Origin of the sequence: Pseudomonas hunanensis (assembly GCF_013393325.1) — a bacterium.
GTDB lineage: Bacteria > Pseudomonadota > Gammaproteobacteria > Pseudomonadales > Pseudomonadaceae > Aquipseudomonas > Aquipseudomonas putida_P.
The window spans coordinates 18,950-35,445 of record NZ_QJRC01000081.1 but is presented as its reverse complement, the minus strand read 5'-3'; the positions used below and the strand labels follow the sequence as shown (position 1 = coordinate 35,445).

Here is a 16,496-nt window from a genome sequence, read left to right as displayed (position 1 = left end):
TATCTCTGGCCTCTTCGCGAGTTCCTCGCGAAGAGGCCAGCAGATTCAAAGCAGATTCAGCGGGTAACTCACGATCAGGCGGTTCTCATCGAACGCATTGGTGCTGAAGTCCCGGCGCATGGTGGAGTTGCGCCATTTCACCGACAGGTCCTTTAAGCTGCCCGACTGCACCACATAGGCCAGCTCGGTTTCCCGTGCCCATTCCTTGCCATCGTCCACGTTGCCAACGGTCACGTTGTCACCCTTGATGTAGCGGTTCATCAGGGTCAGGCCGGGTACGCCGACGGTGGCGAAGTTGAAGTCATGGCGAACCTGCCAGGAGCGCTCCTTGGCATTGTCGAAGCTCGAGTTGTAGCTGTCGTTGGCCAGGGTGCCGCCACTGGTGCCATTGACCCGCATCCAGGCATCGTCGCCGCTCACCTTCTGCAGCCCGACATAGAAGGTGTGGCCTTGGTAGCGCGCCGAAAGCAGGGCGGAAGCGGTGCGGTTGTCCAGCTTGCCGGCACGTTCGCCGCCGTCTTCCTTGCCGATGAAGTAGCCCAGGTTGGCGCCCAGGGTCCAGTCGCCCAGCGGCTGGCTGTGCGTCAGGTTGAGGTACTGCTGGCGGTAGATGTCCTTGAGCTGGGCGTCCCACAGGCCAATCATGGTGCGCTTGTCGTTGAAGGTGTACTCACCGCCGCCGAAGTTGAATCGGTCGGAGGTGAACGCGGCTTTGCCGTTCAGCGACATGTCTTCCATGCTGGCGTCATTGCGCGGGCTGTTGCCGCGGAACTGGCCGGCGTACAGGGTCAGGCCGGCGATTTCCTTGGAGGTCAGCTGGCCACCGCGGAAGGTTTGCGGCAGCGAACGGCCATCGTCCGAGCGCAGGATCGGTAGTACCGGCATCCATTCGCCGACTTTCAGTTCGGTTTCGGACAGCTTGGCTTTCAGTGCTACACCCAACCGGCCAAAGTCATCGGCAGGGCGGCCGTCGTCATGCACGGGCAGCAGGTGAGTGTTGGTGGTGCCTTTGCCACCGTCGAGCTTGACCGAATACAGGCCCAGGACGTCCACGCCGAAACCGACGGTGCCCTGGGTAAACCCGGAACGGGCGTCGAGGATGAAGCTTTGCGTCCATTCCTCGGCCTTGCCCTGCGGATGGGCCGGGTCGACGAAGTTGCGGTTGATGTAGAAGTTGCGCAGGTTGAGGGTGGCCTTGGCATCCTCCATGAATCCACCTTCGTTGGCGGCGAACACGGGGAGGGCGCAGGACATGGCCAACAGGCCGGGCAGCAGCTGGCGTGCGGGTTGCAAAGTGCTCATCTGTCGTGGATCTCTTGTTTTTATGGGGCGAGCCGGTGCACTGCTGGATCGAGCCGGCAGGTGCGGGTCTTTAGTGATGAACTTGGGCAACGTTGCGTGGGGGGATGGTGCGGGGTTGGGCGGGGGTGAGGCAATTCGCCGCAAACGGAACGGGGCGATAATCGAACGGAATGTTCCGGTTGGTTAATTCTTTCTGTACCGACGAATAAAAAGCCCACCGTGAAGGTGGGCTTGACGTTGCTGCGAACTCAATCAGCCTTTCGGTGCATCCACCGATGCCTGCTGGTTGGCCTGCCCGGTCTGCTCGTACCAGCCACCGCCGAGCGCCTTGTACAGGTTGACCTCGCTGGTCAGCTGCGAAAGACGGTCGCCGATCAGTGCCTGTTGGGCGCTGAACAGGTTGCGCTGGGCGTCGAGGAAGGTCAGGTTGCTGTCGATCCCGATGCGATAACGGCGTTCGGCCAGGCGGTAGTAATCCTGGTTCGCCTGCACCAGGTCGCGCTGGGCCTGCAGCTGCTCTTCGAAGGTCTTGCGCGCCGCCAGGCCATCGGAGACTTCCTGGAAGGCGGTCTGGATGGTTTTTTCGTACTTGGCGACGTTGATGTCCTTCTGGATCTTCGAATAATCCAGGCTGGCCTTCAGGCTGCCGGCGTTGAAGATCGGCAGGTTGATCTGCGGCTGGAACAGCCAGGTGCCCTGGCCGCCTGCGAACAGGTGGCCCATGTCGGGGCTCAGGCTGCCCGCGTTGGCGGTCAGGCTGATGCTCGGGAAGAACGCTGCGCGGGCCGCGCCAATGTTGGCATTGGCGGCCTTGAGCAGGTGCTCGGCTTCCTGGATGTCCGGGCGGCGCTGGAGGATATCCGACGGCAGGCCGGCCGGCACTTCGGCCAACTGGTCGGCATTGAGCTCCAGCGGCTTGGCCAGGTCGGCTGGAATGCCGGTGCCCAGCAGCACGGTCAGGCTGTTGACGTCCTGGGCGACCAGGCGCTGATACTGCGAGTACTTGACCCGGGCGCCTTCCACGGCGGTGCGTGCCTGGCTGACGTCGAGTGCAGAAGCGACGCCGACTTCATTGCTGCGACGGGTGAGGTTGTAGCTTTCCTCGTAGGTCTTCAGCGTTTCTTCGGTCAGCTTGAACAGGGCCTGGTCGGCCTGCCAGGTGTAGTAGGCATTGGCCACGCTGGCCACCAGGGCGATTTGCGTGGAACGACGCGCCTGCTCGCTGGACAGATAGGTTTCCAAGGCTTGCTCGGTCAGGCTGCGCACGCGGCCGAACAGGTCCAGCTCGTAGGCGCTGACACCCAGGGTGGCCGAATACTGGCTGGTGATGCCAGATTCACCGGTTTGCGACATGTTCGCCGGGACGCGCTGGCGGCTGCCGCTGCCGGTGGCCGAAACCGCCGGGAACAGGTCGGCACGCTGAATGCGGTACTGCGCGCGGTAGGCGTCCAGGTTCAGCGCCGCGACGCGCAGGTCGCGGTTGTTCACCAGCGAGGTCTGGATCAGCTGTTGCAGCGCCGGATCGTGGAAGAACTGGCGCCAGCCCTGTTCGGCGGCGGCAACATCCGCCGATTGCGTTGGCGAGTACGCAGGGCCTTGCGGCCACTGCGCAGCCACCGGCGCTTCCGGGGTCTGGTAGTCAGGGATCAGCGAGCAGCCGCCAAGAATGAAAGCGGTTACCGCCAGGGACAACAAAGACTTGGTCATTGCCCAGCCTCATAACGTGGAGTTTCAGGGGTGACGTCTTTTTCCGGCTCTTTGCTGCCGAACAGCGACGACACTGCGACGAAGAACAGCGGTACCCAGAAGATAGCCAGTACGGTCGCACTGATCATGCCGCCGATCACACCCGTACCGATGGCGTGCTGGCTGCCGGCGCCGGCGCCGCTGGCGATGGTCAACGGTACCACGCCAAGGATGAACGCCAGCGAGGTCATGATGATCGGGCGCAGACGCATGCGGCACGCCTCGATCGCCGCGTCGTACAGGCTGCGGCCTTGCTCGTGCAGTTCCTTGGCGAACTCGACGATCAGAATGGCGTTTTTCGCCGCCAGGCCGATGGTGGTCAACAGGCCGACCAGGAAGTACACGTCGTTGGACAAGCCGCGCAGACTGGTGGCGATCAGTGCACCGATGATACCCAGCGGTACTACCAGTACCACGGCGATCGGGATCGACCAGCTTTCGTACAGGGCTGCCAGGCACAGGAACACGAACAGTACCGAGAGGGCGAACAGCGCCGGCATCTGCGAACCGGAGAGCTTTTCCTCGTAGGACATGCCGGTCCAGGAGAAGCCTACACCGCTTGGCAGTTCGCCAGCGATACGCTCGACCTCGGCCATGGCTTCACCGGTACTGTAGCCCGGCGCCGGCGCACCGAGGATTTCCATCGCCTCGACGCCGTTGTAACGCGACAGTTTCGGCGAGCCGTAGGTCCATTCGCCTTTGGCGAAGGAGGAGAACGGCACCATCTCGCCTTTGCCGTTGCGCACGTACCACTTCTGCAGGTCTTCAGGGCTCATTCGGGCGTTGGGTTCGCCCTGGATGTACACCTTCTTGACTCGGCCACGGTCGATGAAGTCGTTGACGTAGCTGGCACCCAGGGCAATCGACAGGGTGTTGTTGATGTCGGCAATGGTCACGCCCAGGGCGCTGGCACGCTCGTCATCGATGGTCAACTGATACTGCGGTTCATCGTTCAGGCCGTTAGGGCGCACAGCGCTGAGGATCTTGCTCTGCGCGGCCTTGGCCAGGAACTGGTTGCGCGCTTCCATCAACTTCTCGTGGCCGACACCACCGCGGTCCTGCAGGAACACGTCGAAACCGGTGGCGTTACCCAGTTCGAGTACCGCAGGTGGGGCGAAGGCGAACACCATTGCATCACGGAAGGTGAAGAAGTGCTGCTGGGCACGCTGGGCCAGGGCGAACACGCTGTTCTCCTTGGAACGTTCATCCCAGGGTTTGAGCATGATGAATGCCATGCCCGAACTCTGCCCGCGACCGGCAAAGTTGAAGCCGTTGACGGTGAACACGGACGCTACGGTGTCGGCTTCATCCTTCAACAGATACTCACGCATCTGGTCGACCACCACCTGGGTGCGCTCGGCACTGGAGCCTGCCGGGGTTTGCACCTGGGCGAACAGCACGCCCTGGTCTTCCTCGGGCAGGAACGCGGTTGGGATGCGAGCGAACAGCCAGATCATGCCGACCACGATCAGCGCATAGGCCAGCAGGAACGGCACCTTGTTGCGCAGGATAGTGCCCACGCTGCGCTCGTAGCCGTTCACGCTGCGGTCGAAGTTGCGGTTGAACCAACCGAAGAAGCCGCCTTTGGCAGTGTGGTGCTCGCCCTTCTTCAGCGGCTTGAGCATGGTGGCGCAAAGCGCCGGGGTGAAGATAAGCGCAACCAGCACCGACAGGCCCATGGCCGAGACGATGGTGATGGAGAACTGCCGGTAGATCACACCCGTGGAACCGCCGAAGAACGCCATCGGCAGCAGTACGGCCGACAGTACCAGGGCGATACCCACCAGGGCACCCTGGATCTGTTCCATCGAACGCTTGGTGGCTTCCTTGGGCGGCAAGCCTTCCTCGGACATCACCCGCTCGACGTTTTCCACCACGACGATGGCGTCGTCCACCAGCAAACCGATGGCCAGGACCATGGCGAACATGGTCAGGGTGTTGATGCTGAAGCCCGCGGCGGCAAGGATGCCGAAGGTACCCAGCAACACCACCGGTACGGTCATGGTGGTGATGATGGTAGCGCGGAAGTTCTGCAGGAACAGGTACATCACCAGGAACACCAGGACCACGGCTTCGATCAGGGTGTGGATCACGCCGCTGATCGATTCGGTGACCACCGGAGTGGTGTCATACGGGAATACCGCTTTCACCCCAGGCGGGAAGAACGGTTCCAGGCCTTTGATGGTCTCGCGCAGTGCCTTGGCGGTGTCCAGGGCGTTGGCGCCGGTAGCCAGTTTTACTGCCAGGCCGGAAGCCGGCTTGCCGTTGAACTGAGCGCTGACCGCGTAGTTTTCACCCCCCAGACCTACCTGGGCGACATCACCCAGACGCACCTGCGAACCGTCGTTGTTGACCTTGAGCAGGATCTTCTCGAACTGCTCGGCGGTTTGCAGGCGGGTCTTGCCGATGATGGTGGCGTTCAGCTGGGTGCCCGGCATGGCCGGCAGGCCGCCGAGCTGGCCGGAGGACACCTGCACGTTCTGCGCGGCCACGGCGGTCTTGACGTCGACCGGGGTCAGCTGGAATTTGTTCAGCTTGGCCGGGTCGAGCCAGATACGCATGGCGTACTGTGCGCCGAACACCTGGAAGTCACCCACACCCGCTGTACGCGAGATCGGGTCCTGCATGTTGGAGACGATGTAGTTGGCCAAGTCATCCTTGGTCATGCTGCCGTCTTCGGACACCAGGCCGATCACCAGCAGGAAGTTCTTCACAGCCTTGGTGACGCGGATACCTTGCTGCTGCACTTCTTGTGGCAGCAGTGGGGTGGCCAGGTTCAGCTTGTTCTGTACCTGAACCTGGGCGGTGTCAGGGTTGGTGCCCTGTTCGAAGGTGGCGGTAATGGTCATGCTGCCGTCGGAGTTACTTTCCGACGACACATAACGCAGGTTGTCGATACCGTTGAGCTGCTGCTCGATCACCTGCACCACGGTGTCCTGCACGGTTTGCGCCGAGGCGCCCGGGTAGGTCACGGCGATGGCGATGGCCGGCGGTGCGATGCTGGGGTACTGGTTGATCGGCAACTTCAGGATCGACAAGGCCCCGACCAGCATGATCACCAAGGCGATCACCCAGGCGAAGATCGGGCGATCGATAAAGAACTTCGACATGGTTTACTCCGCTTTGGCGTCTGCTTTTGCCGCGTTGGCCTGATCAGGGCTGGCCGGCTTCTGGACGTTGGTGGCTTCGCTGACCTTCACCTCGACACCTGGGCGCACGTACTGCAGCCCTTCGGTAATCAGGCGGTCACCTGGGTTGAGGCCTTCTTCGATCAGCCAGTCGCTGCCCAGGGTACGGTTGGCCTTCAACTGACGCAGTTCGACCTTGTTTTCCTGGTTGACCACCAGTGCGGTCGGCGCGCCTTTCAGGTCGCGGGTCACGCCTTGTTGCGGCGCCAGGATGGCGTTGGCGTTGACCCCGGCCTTCAGCCGCGCATGCACGAACATGCCTGGCAGCAGGGTGTGGTCAGGGTTGGGGAACAGGGCGCGCAGGGTGACCGAGCCGGTGGTTTCGTCGACCGCGACTTCGGAGAACTCCAGGCGACCTTCCTGCTTGAACAGGCTGCCGTCTTCCAGCACCAGCTGAACCGAGGCGGCGTTGTCGCCGGCCTTCTGCAACTGGCCGCTCTCCAGGTCACGGCGCAGCTTGAGCAGCTCGGCGGTGGACTGGGTAACGTCGACGTAGATCGGGTCGAGTTGCTGGATGGTGGCCATGGCGTTGGTCTGGCCGTTGCTCACCAGTGCACCTTCGGTGAACGAAGAACGACCGATACGGCCGCTGATCGGTGCCAGAACCTTGGTGTAGCGCAGGTCGATCTGGGCGCTCTTGAGCGAAGCCTCGGCCTGCAATCGTTTGGCATTGGCGTCGTCGTATTCCTGTTTGGAGACGGCTTGCTCGTCAATCAGCTGCTTGTAGCGCTCGGCCAGCGAGCGGGTAGCCTGCAGGTTGGCCTGGGCATTGGCCAGGGTGGCTTCGTACACGGCAGGGTCGATCTGGTACAGCTGCTGGCCTTCCTTGACGTCGCTGCCTTCCTTGAACAGGCGCTTGAGGATGATGCCGTTGACCTGCGGGCGCACCTCGGCGACGCGGTAGGCAGTGGTACGCCCCGGCAATTCCGAGGTCAGGGTGAAGGCTTGGGGCTGGATGGTCACGACGCCGACCTGAGGAGCCTGCGCCGCTGGCGCTGCTTCTTCTTTCTTGCAGCCACTGAGCAGGGTTGCCAGGGCGACGGCGGAAACCAGAGCGGTAACGGCTGGCTTGAATTGCATGAGGATCCTCGGGTCGCAGGAGCAGGGAGACGCTCAAGAGTAATGGAAGAGACTTGATCTGGAAAAATTGCTATCCGGTGGATAAATAGCTTGCTAAGGAATATACTTACATTCATGGTTGTTTGTAAATACCGCTGGGTTGTACTTGGGTACTGCCACAGCCCTTGATTAGCTCATCCGTGAGGCCCCCTGCAGAGGTGCCACCGGAGCGTTCCCCGCACGCGCTGCGCGTTCGGGCCAGATGAGGTTGTACTGCCATGGTCCGTCGAACCAAAGAAGAAGCCCAGGAAACCCGCGCCCAGATCATCGAGGCGGCGGAAAAGGCCTTCTACAAGCGCGGGGTTGCGCGAACCACACTGGCTGACATCGCCGAGCTCGCGGGTGTGACGCGCGGGGCTATCTACTGGCACTTCAACAACAAGGCCGAGTTGGTGCAGGCGTTGCTCGACAGCCTGCACGAGACCCATGACCATTTGGCGCGGGCGAGCGAAAGCGAGGACGAACTCGATCCGCTTGGCTGCATGCGCAAGCTGCTGTTGCAAGTGTTCAACGAGCTGGTGCTCGATGCCCGAACCCGGCGTATCAATGAAATCCTGCATCACAAGTGCGAGTTCACCGATGACATGTGTGAAATTCGCCAGCAGCGCCAGGGTGCGGTGCTGGATTGCCACAAGGGCATCACCCTGGCGTTGGCCAATGCCGTACGCCGGGGCCAGTTGCCTGGCGAGCTGGATGTCGAGCGCGCGGCGGTGGCCATGTTCGCCTATGTCGATGGCCTGATCGGGCGCTGGCTGCTGCTGCCTGACAGTGTCGATCTGTTGGGTGATGTCGAAAAATGGGTCGACACCGGGCTGGATATGCTGCGCTTGAGCCCGGCGTTGCGCAAATGACACTTTGTTAAGGATTGTGAGGGAGTGTTTCCCCTTTGTGTTAAGAGGGGATTAACAGCGTGGCCGCCTTGCAGCCCCTGGGATATTAGTACCCGCGCAGTTGTCTGTCAGGCAACGCCAATGCGGCAAAAAGCCCCAGTACCGCAATCAGCGCGCTGCCCATCAGCAACTGCCGGAATGTCTCCAGCAAGCGTCCCTGTGTCACCAGGTCCACTTCACCGGCCTTCAGGCTCCCCAGCAACGGGTTACCCAGCAATTCGAAACCACCTTGGTGCAGCAGTGCCAGCAACAGGCTGGACATGCACGCCACGCCCATGGCCCCGCCCAGCGAGCGGAACAGGTTGGTGGTGCTGGTGGCCACGCCAATGTCCTTGCTGGCCACCGCGCTTTGCGTGCCCACCAGCGAGGTCGGAAACTGCAGCCCGCAAGCAATGCCGGTCAGCAGCATGAACAGTGCACTGAGCAACGTTGACTGCGGCGGCGTCAGTGCCATGGCGAAAATGGCCACTGGCATCAGCAGCGCACCGGCCAGGATCTGCGGCTTGTAGCGCCCGGTCCGGCTGGTCATGCGCCCGCCTGTAAAGGCCCCCATGGGCAACCCCATGGCCAGTGGCAGCAGGTGCAGGGCAGCGCTGTCGGCACCGGCGCCAGTGATGCCCTGGTAGCGCAAGGGCATGAGCATGGTCAGGGAAATCGACTGGAAGCTGGCGAAGAAGATCACCCCCCAGCAAAGTACCGCCACCCGGTTGCCGAACAGCCCGAGCGGCAGCAGCGGCTCTGGGCAGCGGCGTTCGTGGGCGATGAACAACGCCAGGCCGAGTAGGGCGCAGGCGAACAGCGCCAGCACGGCCGGGTCGGCCCAGGCCTGGCCCTGGCCGACCAAGGTGATCCCCAGCAGCAGGCTGCCAAGGCCGAGGATCAACAGCACGGCGCCAAGGTAGTCGACCTGGGCCTCGCGACGCTGCACCGGCATGCCGGCGAGGGCGCGGCGTATGGCCCACAAGGCGACCAGCCCCAGCGGCAGGTTGATCCAGAATACCCAGCGCCACGACAAGTACTCGGTCAGCCAGCCGCCCAGCACTGGCCCGGCGACGCTGGCCACGGCGTACATGCTGCTGAAATAGCCCTGGTAGCGGCCGCGTTCACGCGGCGGTACGAAGTCGCCGATGATCGCCTGGCTCACCGAGACCATACCGCCCGCGCCAATGCCCTGGAGTACCCGGGCCAGCACCAACTGCTGCATGTCCTGGGCCACGGCACAGGCAATCGAGGCCAGGGTGAACAAGCTGATCCCGGTGAGGATCATCCGGCGCCGGCCGTAAAGGTCGCCCAGCTTGCCGTAGATTGGTACGGCCACGGTCATTGCCACCATGTACCCGGAGATCACCCAGGCCAGCAGGCCGACGTCGTTGAACTGGGCCGAGATGGCCGGCAGCGAGACGGCGACGATGGTCTGGTCCAGTGCGCCGAGGAAGATGGCCAGCATCAGGGCGGTGAGCACGTTGCGCAGGGTGGTGGGGGGCAGGGCAGCAGTCACGGGAATACCTTGTCTTGTCTATGCAAGCCTCTTTGTGGGCAAGCCCACTCCCATAGAGGCCCACGAATTGTAACCTGAGTTAGGTAGCTTCCTATGTACTATCTGCATCCCCTATGCCGAATCGGCATTGGCGCATTCATCCAGTGCTGCATGGCCGCGTGATATCGTTGGTATGCCACAGGGGCTGAAATCCGGGGCTTGCACCAGGTTGGTGCAACATTCTGCCGCAGGTTTTTCAGGCCGCTGTCTCCCACACCTTTTATTCCTCTGCCTGCATGTCGAGCATGACCGCCCAGATGGCGACGGTTGGAACAGGTCAGGTAGACCCGATTACAGGGGTCGGTAGTTACCGTTCAAATTTCAACTTAATTGCGGAGTGATCATGCCCAAGGCTTCCCATCAAGATCTGCGTTTTGCCTTCCGCGAGCTGCTCGCTTCAGGTTCCTGTTTCCACACGGCATCGGTGTTCGACCCGATGTCGGCACGCATTGCCGCAGACCTGGGCTTCGAGGTCGGTATCCTCGGTGGTTCCGTTGCATCCTTGCAGGTGCTGGCCGCACCGGACTTCGCCCTGATCACCCTCAGCGAGTTCGTCGAGCAGGCCACCCGTATCGGTCGGGTCGCGCAACTGCCGGTGCTGGCCGACGCTGACCACGGCTATGGCAATGCGCTGAACGTGATGCGCACGGTGATCGAACTGGAGCGCGCCGGTGTGGCCGCACTGACCATCGAAGACACGCTGCTGCCAGCCCAGTTCGGGCGCAAGTCCACCGACCTGATCCCGGTCGAAGAGGGCGTTGGCAAGATCCGTGCGGCCCTGGAGGCGCGGGTCGATTCGTCGCTGTCGATCATTGCCCGTACCAACGCTGGGGTACTCAGCACCGAAGAAATCATTGTGCGTACCCAGAGCTACCAGAAGGCCGGTGCCGATGCTATCTGCATGGTGGGGGTTAAGGACTTCGAACAGCTCGAGCAGATTGCCGAGCACTTGACTGTGCCGCTGATGCTGGTCACCTATGGCAACCCGAACCTGCGCGACGACGAGCGCCTGGCGCGCTTGGGCGTGCGCATTGTGGTCGATGGTCACGCGGCCTACTTTGCCGCGATCAAGGCCACCTACGATTGCTTGCGGCTGCAGCGTGGCCAGCAGAACAAGTCGGAAAACCTCAGTGCCACCGAACTCTCGCACACCTACACCCAGCCTGAGGATTACATCCGCTGGGCCAAGGAATACATGAGCGTCGAAGAGTGACCGGCAGGGCGCCGTCGACTCAACGGACGGCGCTCAAGGTTGCGGTGTGGGGCACGCAATGTGCCCGCTCGCAGCTGTTGGCGGCGCTAGGCTGGCTGCGCAGCAGCTCGACGCGCCAGCAGGCCGAGCCATACAGCCCTGCGACTGCGGTCAGGGCCATGACAACGGCGACTCTTCTTGATTTGATACCCATGGTGCTCACCTCCCATTACAGCGATAGGGGTGTACAGCATTAGTATAGATCCTGGTCCCACTCCGGCTCGTCCTTGAACCGCAGCACTAGAAAATCCAGCATGCTCCGCAAGGTTGCCGGCATGTGTTTGCGCGACGTGTACACCGCATTCAGGTTCAATTCACGCGGCCTCGCCTCGGGCAGCAGGCGCATCAGTTCGCCTCGGCGCAGGGCCTCGGCTGCCTGATAGGTCGGCAGCATGGCGATACCCGCGCCAGCCAGTGCTGCCTTCTGCAGGGTCATCGCCTCGTTGGCGCTGATGTTCCCCGCCACCGGCACGGCGACGTGCTGCCCGGCCACCTCGAAATGCCACAGGCTGTGGCCGAAGTAGGCGTGGGTCAGGCAGTTGTGTCGGCTCAGTTCCTCGACCCGTTGTGGCGTGCCGTGCTCGTGCAGGTAGGCCGGTGCCGCGCACACCACCGAGCGGCACACGCTCAGGCGCCGGGCGATCAGGTTGGGGTCCAGGTCGTTGCTGGTACGAATGGCCAGGTCGATGCGCTCGTCCACCAGGTTGACGGTGCGGTCGAGCATTTGCAGTTCCACCTTCACTCCAGGGTAACGCTGCACGTAGGCTGCTACGGCGTCTACCAACTGTGCTTGGCCGAATGAGGTACTGACGCTGATACGCAGTGCACCCTTTGGTGCGTCTTCCGGTTGCTGCACGGCGGCCTGCAGGTCGCCGGCCAGGTCCAGCAGTTGCCGGCAGCGGGGCAGGGTTTCCTGGCCGGCGGCCGTGAGGCTGAGCTTGCGCGTGGTGCGCTGCATCAGCCGCGCGCCAACCCAGTCCTCCAGCTCGGCCAGATAGCGCGATACTACCGGTCGCGACAATTGCAGATGATCCGCTGCCGCCGACTGGCTGCCCAGGTCGACGACGGTTACGAATACGCGCATGGCGTTCAGACGGTCCATGATTTGCCCGATTTCAGAAACAAACTATGTTCGAGCATCGCATTTTTTGTGACGGATTGGGCAACTAAGCTGTTGGGCATTGTTCAGCTGAAGGCGTTGCTCATGTCCCTGTTCTCTCCTTTGCGTGGCCTGCTGCTGGCCTGCGTTACCCTGGCCGGCCCGGTGCTGGCTGCCGAGCCCTTGCAGCTGGAGGTCTACAACCCCGGGCACGAAGCGATATTCCCGATCAGCTCGGTGATCGTCAGTGGCCAACATGACGCCGTGCTGGTCGATGCCCAGTTCGGCAAAGCCCAGGCCGAGCAGTTGGTACAGCGCTTGCGAGCCGGTGGCAAGCACCTGACCAGCATCTACATCAGCCATGGCGACCCGGATTACTATTTCGGCCTGGATACCCTGACCCAGGCTTTCCCCGACGCCAAGGTGCTGGCTTCAGCCGCGACCGTTGCGCATATTCGCCAGACCATGGACGCCAAGCTGGCGTACTGGGGGCCGCAGATGGGGGCGGACAAGCCCGCGCGGCTGGTGCTGCCGCAAGTGCTCGAAGGCAACCGCCTGATGCTGGAAGGGCAGGCCTTGGACGTGGTTGGCCTTGACGGCCCACAGCCAGACCGCAGCTTTGTCTGGATCCCGTCGATCAAGGCGGTGGTCGGTGGGGTAGTGGTGTCCGAGCATATTCATGTGTGGATGGCCGATACCCAAACAGCCAAGTCGCATGCCGATTGGCTCGCCACCCTGGCGCGGATCGAAGCGCTGGCGCCGCGCACAGTCGTCCCGGGCCATTATCTGGGGGACAGCAGCCGTTCATTGCAAGCTGTGCGTTTCACTGCGAACTACATTCGTGATTTCGATGCCGAAACCGTCAAAGCAAAAGATGCTGGCGCCTTGATCGAGGCCATGAAGCATCGTTACCCAGGCCTGGCCGATGAAGGCTCCCTGGAGCTTGGGGCCAAGGTCGCCAAGGGCGAGATGAAGTGGTAATTCCGTTCAACTGATGGAGAGTTTCCCATGAGCAAGATTGCAATCATCGGTGCCACTGGCCGCGCTGGCAGCCAGTTGCTGGAAGAGGCCCTGCGCCGTGGCCATAGTGTGCTGGCCATTGCCCGCGACCCTTCCCGTTTGCAGGGGCGTGACGGGGTGACCGTCAAAGCGCTGGATGCCAAGGATAGCGCGGCCCTGCAAGCGGCTGTCGAGGGTGTGGACGCGGTGTTGAGCGCGGCGCATTTTTCGACCATCGAGCCGCACGCGATCATCGAGCCTGTCAAGCGCGCCGGGGTCAAGCGGTTGCTGGTGGTGGGGGGGGCCGGCAGCCTGTTGTTGCCGTCGGGGCACCGGGTGATCGACAGCCCGGACTTCCCGGAAGCCTACAAGGCCGAGGCCACTGCCGGGGTGCGTTTTCTGGAGGCGTTGCAGCGCGAGCCAAACCTGGACTGGACCTTTCTCTCGCCGTCGGCGGAGTTCGTTGAAGGTGAACGTAGCGGGCGCTACACGTTGGGTAAGGATCACCTGCTGATCGGTGCGGACGGCAAGAGCTGGATCACCTTTGCCGATTATGCGATTGCCATGCTCGACGAGCTGGAAAAGCCTGCGCATTCACGGCAGCGCTTCACAGTCGGTTACTGAGTCGCCTGCTTCGTGGGCACGCACGCTCCCACAGGTATTGCACAAATTCCAAGCCCTGTGCTGTACCTGTGGGAGCGTGCGTGCCCGTGTATGGGCCCTCACTGGCTAGCCTGGCGCTGCAGCCAATCCAGCAACTCCACTAAACCCGGTGGCAAGCTTCTGGCCTGGCTTACCAGGTAATAACCTTTACCCGTCAGCACCTTCAGCGCAAACGGCATGCACAGCCGCCCCCCGCGCAAGTCATCGCCAATCAGCGACCAATCACCGATAGCCACGCCAGTCCCCTGCGAGGCCATGGCCATTGCCATGTCCAGCGTCTCGAAATGCTGCTTGGGCCCATGACTGGCCAGCGTCACACCTGCTGCCTGCAACCACAACCGCCAATCATGCTCATCTCGTGACGGGTGCAGCAGCATGTGCCGCGCCAGGTCTTCCACCTGCTGCAAGGGCAGCGGCCCTTGAAGCAGTGACGGTGCGCATACCGGTGTCAGTTGCTCATCGAACAACTTGCGCACGTGCAGCCCGTGGTTCGGTGCATCGCCATAGACCACCGCGGCGTCAAAGCCCTCGCGGCGAAAATCCACCCCATGCTGCACGGTGGTGGTGAGTTCGACCGGTATGTCCGGGCGCAGGGCTTGCCATTCCATCAGGCGTGGCAGTAGCCAGCGCATCACGCAGGTCGGCGCCTTGAGCTGCAAGGTCGTGCTGTGCTCGCCCACCTCGCGCACGCCTTGATCGATCAGCGCGAACACCTGCTGCACCCGAGGCAGCCAGTCCTGGCCTTCACGGGTCAGGCTCAAACCGCGGGCCTCACGCTTGAACAGCGCATAACCCAGGTGTTCTTCGAGGGCTGCGATCTGCCGGCTGACGGCGCCCTGGGTGATGTGCAACTGTTGCCCTGCACGGGTGAAATTGCAGTGCTGGGCAGTGACCAGAAAGGTGTACAGGGCAGGCAGAGGCGGGAGGCGTTTCATTGCAGTAAGCCATGATCACAGGACATGGCTAGTATGTGTTTTTTTACATTGTGGGGATAGCCGTGGCTTGGGTCCAATAAGGGCATAACCCAACAAGATTCATGGTGAACCCCAATGGCAACCTGCGGTGAAGTACTGGTCAAACTCCTTGAAGGCTATGGCGTGGACCATGTCTTCGGCATTCCCGGTGTACATACCGTGGAGCTCTACCGTGGCCTGGCGGGTTCGTCCATTCGCCACATCACCCCGCGTCACGAGCAGGGGGCCGGGTTCATGGCTGACGGCTATGCGCGCACCCGTGGCAAACCCGGGGTGTGCTTCATCATCACCGGCCCTGGCATGACCAACATCACCACGGCCATGGGCCAGGCCTATGCCGATTCGATTCCGATGCTGGTAATTTCCAGCGTGCAGACCCGCGACCAGTTGGGCGGTGGCCGTGGCAAGCTGCATGAGCTGCCCAACCAGGCCGCGCTGGTAGCGGGTGTGGCTGCGTTTTCCCACACCTTGATGAGTGCCGCAGACTTGCCGCAGGTGCTGGCCCGAGCATTTGCCGTGTTCGACAGTGCCCGGCCGCGCCCGGTGCACATCGAGATACCGCTCGATGTACTGGTCGAACCGGCTGACTTCCTGTTGCCGGGCCGCCCGGTACGTGGCAGCCGGGCAGGAGCGGCTCCGCAGGCGGTGGCGCAGATGGCTGAGCGCCTGGCCAGTGCACGTCGGCCGCTGATTCTTGCCGGTGGCGGGGCATTGGCTGCGGGGGCTGCGCTGGCACGCCTGGCTGAACACCTTCAGGCCCCGGTGGCGCTGACCATCAATGCCAAAGGCTTGCTGCCGGCCAGCCACCCGTTGCAGATCGGTTCGACCCAGTCGCTGCCGGCCACACGTGAGTTGGTGGCCGAGGCCGACGTGGTGCTGGCGATTGGCACCGAACTTGCCGAAACCGATTACGACGTGACCTTCAAGGGCGGTTTCGAGATCCCGGGCAGCCTGCTGCGCATCGATATCGACCCGGACCAGACGGTGCGCAACTACCTGCCGGAGCTGGCGCTGGTCGCCGATGCCGAGCTGGCCGCCGAAGCGTTGTTCGGTGCCTTGCAGGCCCAGCCGCAACCGGTGCACGAAAGCACTTGGGGTGTGGCCCGCGTGGCCAAGCTGCGCCAGGCTCTGGCAGCAGATTGGGACCAGCCGACCTTGAGCCAGACGCGTTTGCTGAACGCCATTCTCGAACGCCTGCCCAATGCCATTCTGGTGGGCGATTCCACCCAACCGGTGTACACCGGCAACCTGACCCTGGACATGCACCAGCCGCGTCGCTGGTTCAATGCCTCGACCGGTTACGGCACCCTGGGTTATGCACTGCCTGCGGCCATGGGCGCCTGGTTGGGCAGTGCCGAACAGGCCGACCAACGTGCGCCAGCGGTGTGCTTGATTGGTGATGGCGGCTTGCAGTTCACCCTGCCGGAGCTGGCCAGTGCGGTGGAGGCGCAGGTGCCGCTGGTCGTGCTGTTGTGGAATAACCAGGGGTACGAGGAGATCAAGAAGTACATGGTCAACCGGGCGATCGAGCCGGTAGGCGTGGATATCCATACCCCGGACTTCATCGGTGTGGCGCGGGCGTTGGGCGCGGCGGCGGAGCATGTGACGGATGTGGTGCAGCTGCAGGCAGCACTGGGGCTGGCGTTGGAGCGCAAGGGGCCGACCTTGATCCAGGTTGACCAGAACCAGTGGCAAGAAACAGTGCTGCGATGATGTAGCGCTTAACC

At 62.6% G+C, this 16,496-nt stretch carries 13 protein-coding genes; 5 read left to right on the top strand and 8 right to left on the bottom strand.

Translation table 11 applies throughout. From position 1 onward, the window contains the following. Positions 1 to 45: 45 nt before the first annotated feature. From DM807_RS10120 to ttgA, 4 genes are all read right to left on the bottom strand, one after another. Positions 46 to 1,302: an OprD family porin gene (locus tag DM807_RS10120; protein ID WP_179027342.1), complete on the bottom strand. Its 1,257-nt coding sequence runs from the start codon at positions 1,300 to 1,302 to the stop codon at positions 46 to 48. Positions 1,303 to 1,554: 252 nt separating this feature from the next. Beyond that, positions 1,555 to 3,009, bottom strand: coding sequence for an AdeC/AdeK/OprM family multidrug efflux complex outer membrane factor (locus DM807_RS10115; protein ID WP_012273979.1), 1,455 nt, complete (start codon positions 3,007 to 3,009; stop codon positions 1,555 to 1,557). After that, the gene (ttgB, locus tag DM807_RS10110; protein WP_012273978.1) at positions 3,006 to 6,158 is read right to left on the bottom strand and encodes a multidrug efflux RND transporter permease subunit TtgB; all 3,153 of its coding nucleotides are present in this window, start codon (positions 6,156 to 6,158) and stop codon (positions 3,006 to 3,008) included. Before ttgB ends, DM807_RS10115 begins: the two co-directional genes overlap by 4 nt. 3 nt (positions 6,159 to 6,161) lie before the next feature. Next, complete coding sequence (gene ttgA, locus DM807_RS10105; RefSeq protein WP_012273977.1) at positions 6,162 to 7,316, bottom strand: toluene efflux RND transporter periplasmic adaptor subunit TtgA; 1,155 nt, start codon at positions 7,314 to 7,316, stop codon at positions 6,162 to 6,164. A gap of 257 nt (positions 7,317 to 7,573) precedes the next feature. Between ttgA and ttgR the strand changes: the two genes are divergently transcribed. Continuing rightward, positions 7,574 to 8,206, top strand: a complete 633-nt coding sequence (ttgR, locus tag DM807_RS10100; protein WP_012273976.1) for an efflux transport transcriptional regulator TtgR — start codon at positions 7,574 to 7,576, stop codon at positions 8,204 to 8,206. Between the two features lie 85 nt (positions 8,207 to 8,291). On the opposite strand, the gene DM807_RS10095 is transcribed toward ttgR, so the two are convergent. Next, complete coding sequence (locus tag DM807_RS10095; RefSeq protein WP_179027341.1) at positions 8,292 to 9,743, bottom strand: DHA2 family efflux MFS transporter permease subunit; 1,452 nt, start codon at positions 9,741 to 9,743, stop codon at positions 8,292 to 8,294. Between the two features lie 382 nt (positions 9,744 to 10,125). On the opposite strand from DM807_RS10095, the gene DM807_RS10090 reads away from it, so the two are divergent. Further along, entirely contained in the window at positions 10,126 to 10,995 is an 870-nt protein-coding gene (locus DM807_RS10090; protein WP_012273974.1) for an isocitrate lyase/PEP mutase family protein, read from the top strand. A 19-nt stretch (positions 10,996 to 11,014) separates the two neighbouring features. On the opposite strand, the gene DM807_RS10085 is transcribed toward DM807_RS10090, so the two are convergent. Continuing rightward, positions 11,015 to 11,155 (bottom strand): hypothetical protein, encoded by a 141-nt coding sequence (locus DM807_RS10085; protein WP_012273973.1) that lies wholly within the window; start codon positions 11,153 to 11,155, stop codon positions 11,015 to 11,017. A gap of 72 nt (positions 11,156 to 11,227) precedes the next feature. After that, positions 11,228 to 12,136 carry a LysR family transcriptional regulator gene (locus DM807_RS10080; protein WP_179027340.1) on the bottom strand — a complete coding sequence of 303 codons (909 nt, stop codon included), beginning with the start codon at positions 12,134 to 12,136 and terminating at the stop codon, positions 11,228 to 11,230. Between the two features lie 102 nt (positions 12,137 to 12,238). Here DM807_RS10080 and DM807_RS10075 point away from each other — a divergent pair, with 102 nt between their 5' ends. Further along, entirely contained in the window at positions 12,239 to 13,114 is an 876-nt protein-coding gene (locus DM807_RS10075) for an MBL fold metallo-hydrolase (RefSeq protein WP_069942722.1), read from the top strand. Between the two features lie 27 nt (positions 13,115 to 13,141). Further along, on the top strand, positions 13,142 to 13,756 hold the full coding sequence (locus DM807_RS10070; RefSeq protein WP_012273970.1) for an NAD(P)-dependent oxidoreductase: 615 nt from the start codon (positions 13,142 to 13,144) through the stop codon (positions 13,754 to 13,756). A gap of 98 nt (positions 13,757 to 13,854) precedes the next feature. Here DM807_RS10070 and DM807_RS10065 read toward each other — a convergent pair whose 3' ends face one another. Continuing rightward, positions 13,855 to 14,730 (bottom strand): LysR substrate-binding domain-containing protein, encoded by an 876-nt coding sequence (locus tag DM807_RS10065; protein ID WP_179027339.1) that lies wholly within the window; start codon positions 14,728 to 14,730, stop codon positions 13,855 to 13,857. A gap of 114 nt (positions 14,731 to 14,844) precedes the next feature. On the opposite strand from DM807_RS10065, the gene DM807_RS10060 reads away from it, so the two are divergent. Then, positions 14,845 to 16,482, top strand: coding sequence for a 5-guanidino-2-oxopentanoate decarboxylase (locus DM807_RS10060; RefSeq protein ID WP_179027338.1), 1,638 nt, complete (start codon positions 14,845 to 14,847; stop codon positions 16,480 to 16,482). Positions 16,483 to 16,496 lie beyond the last annotated feature (14 nt).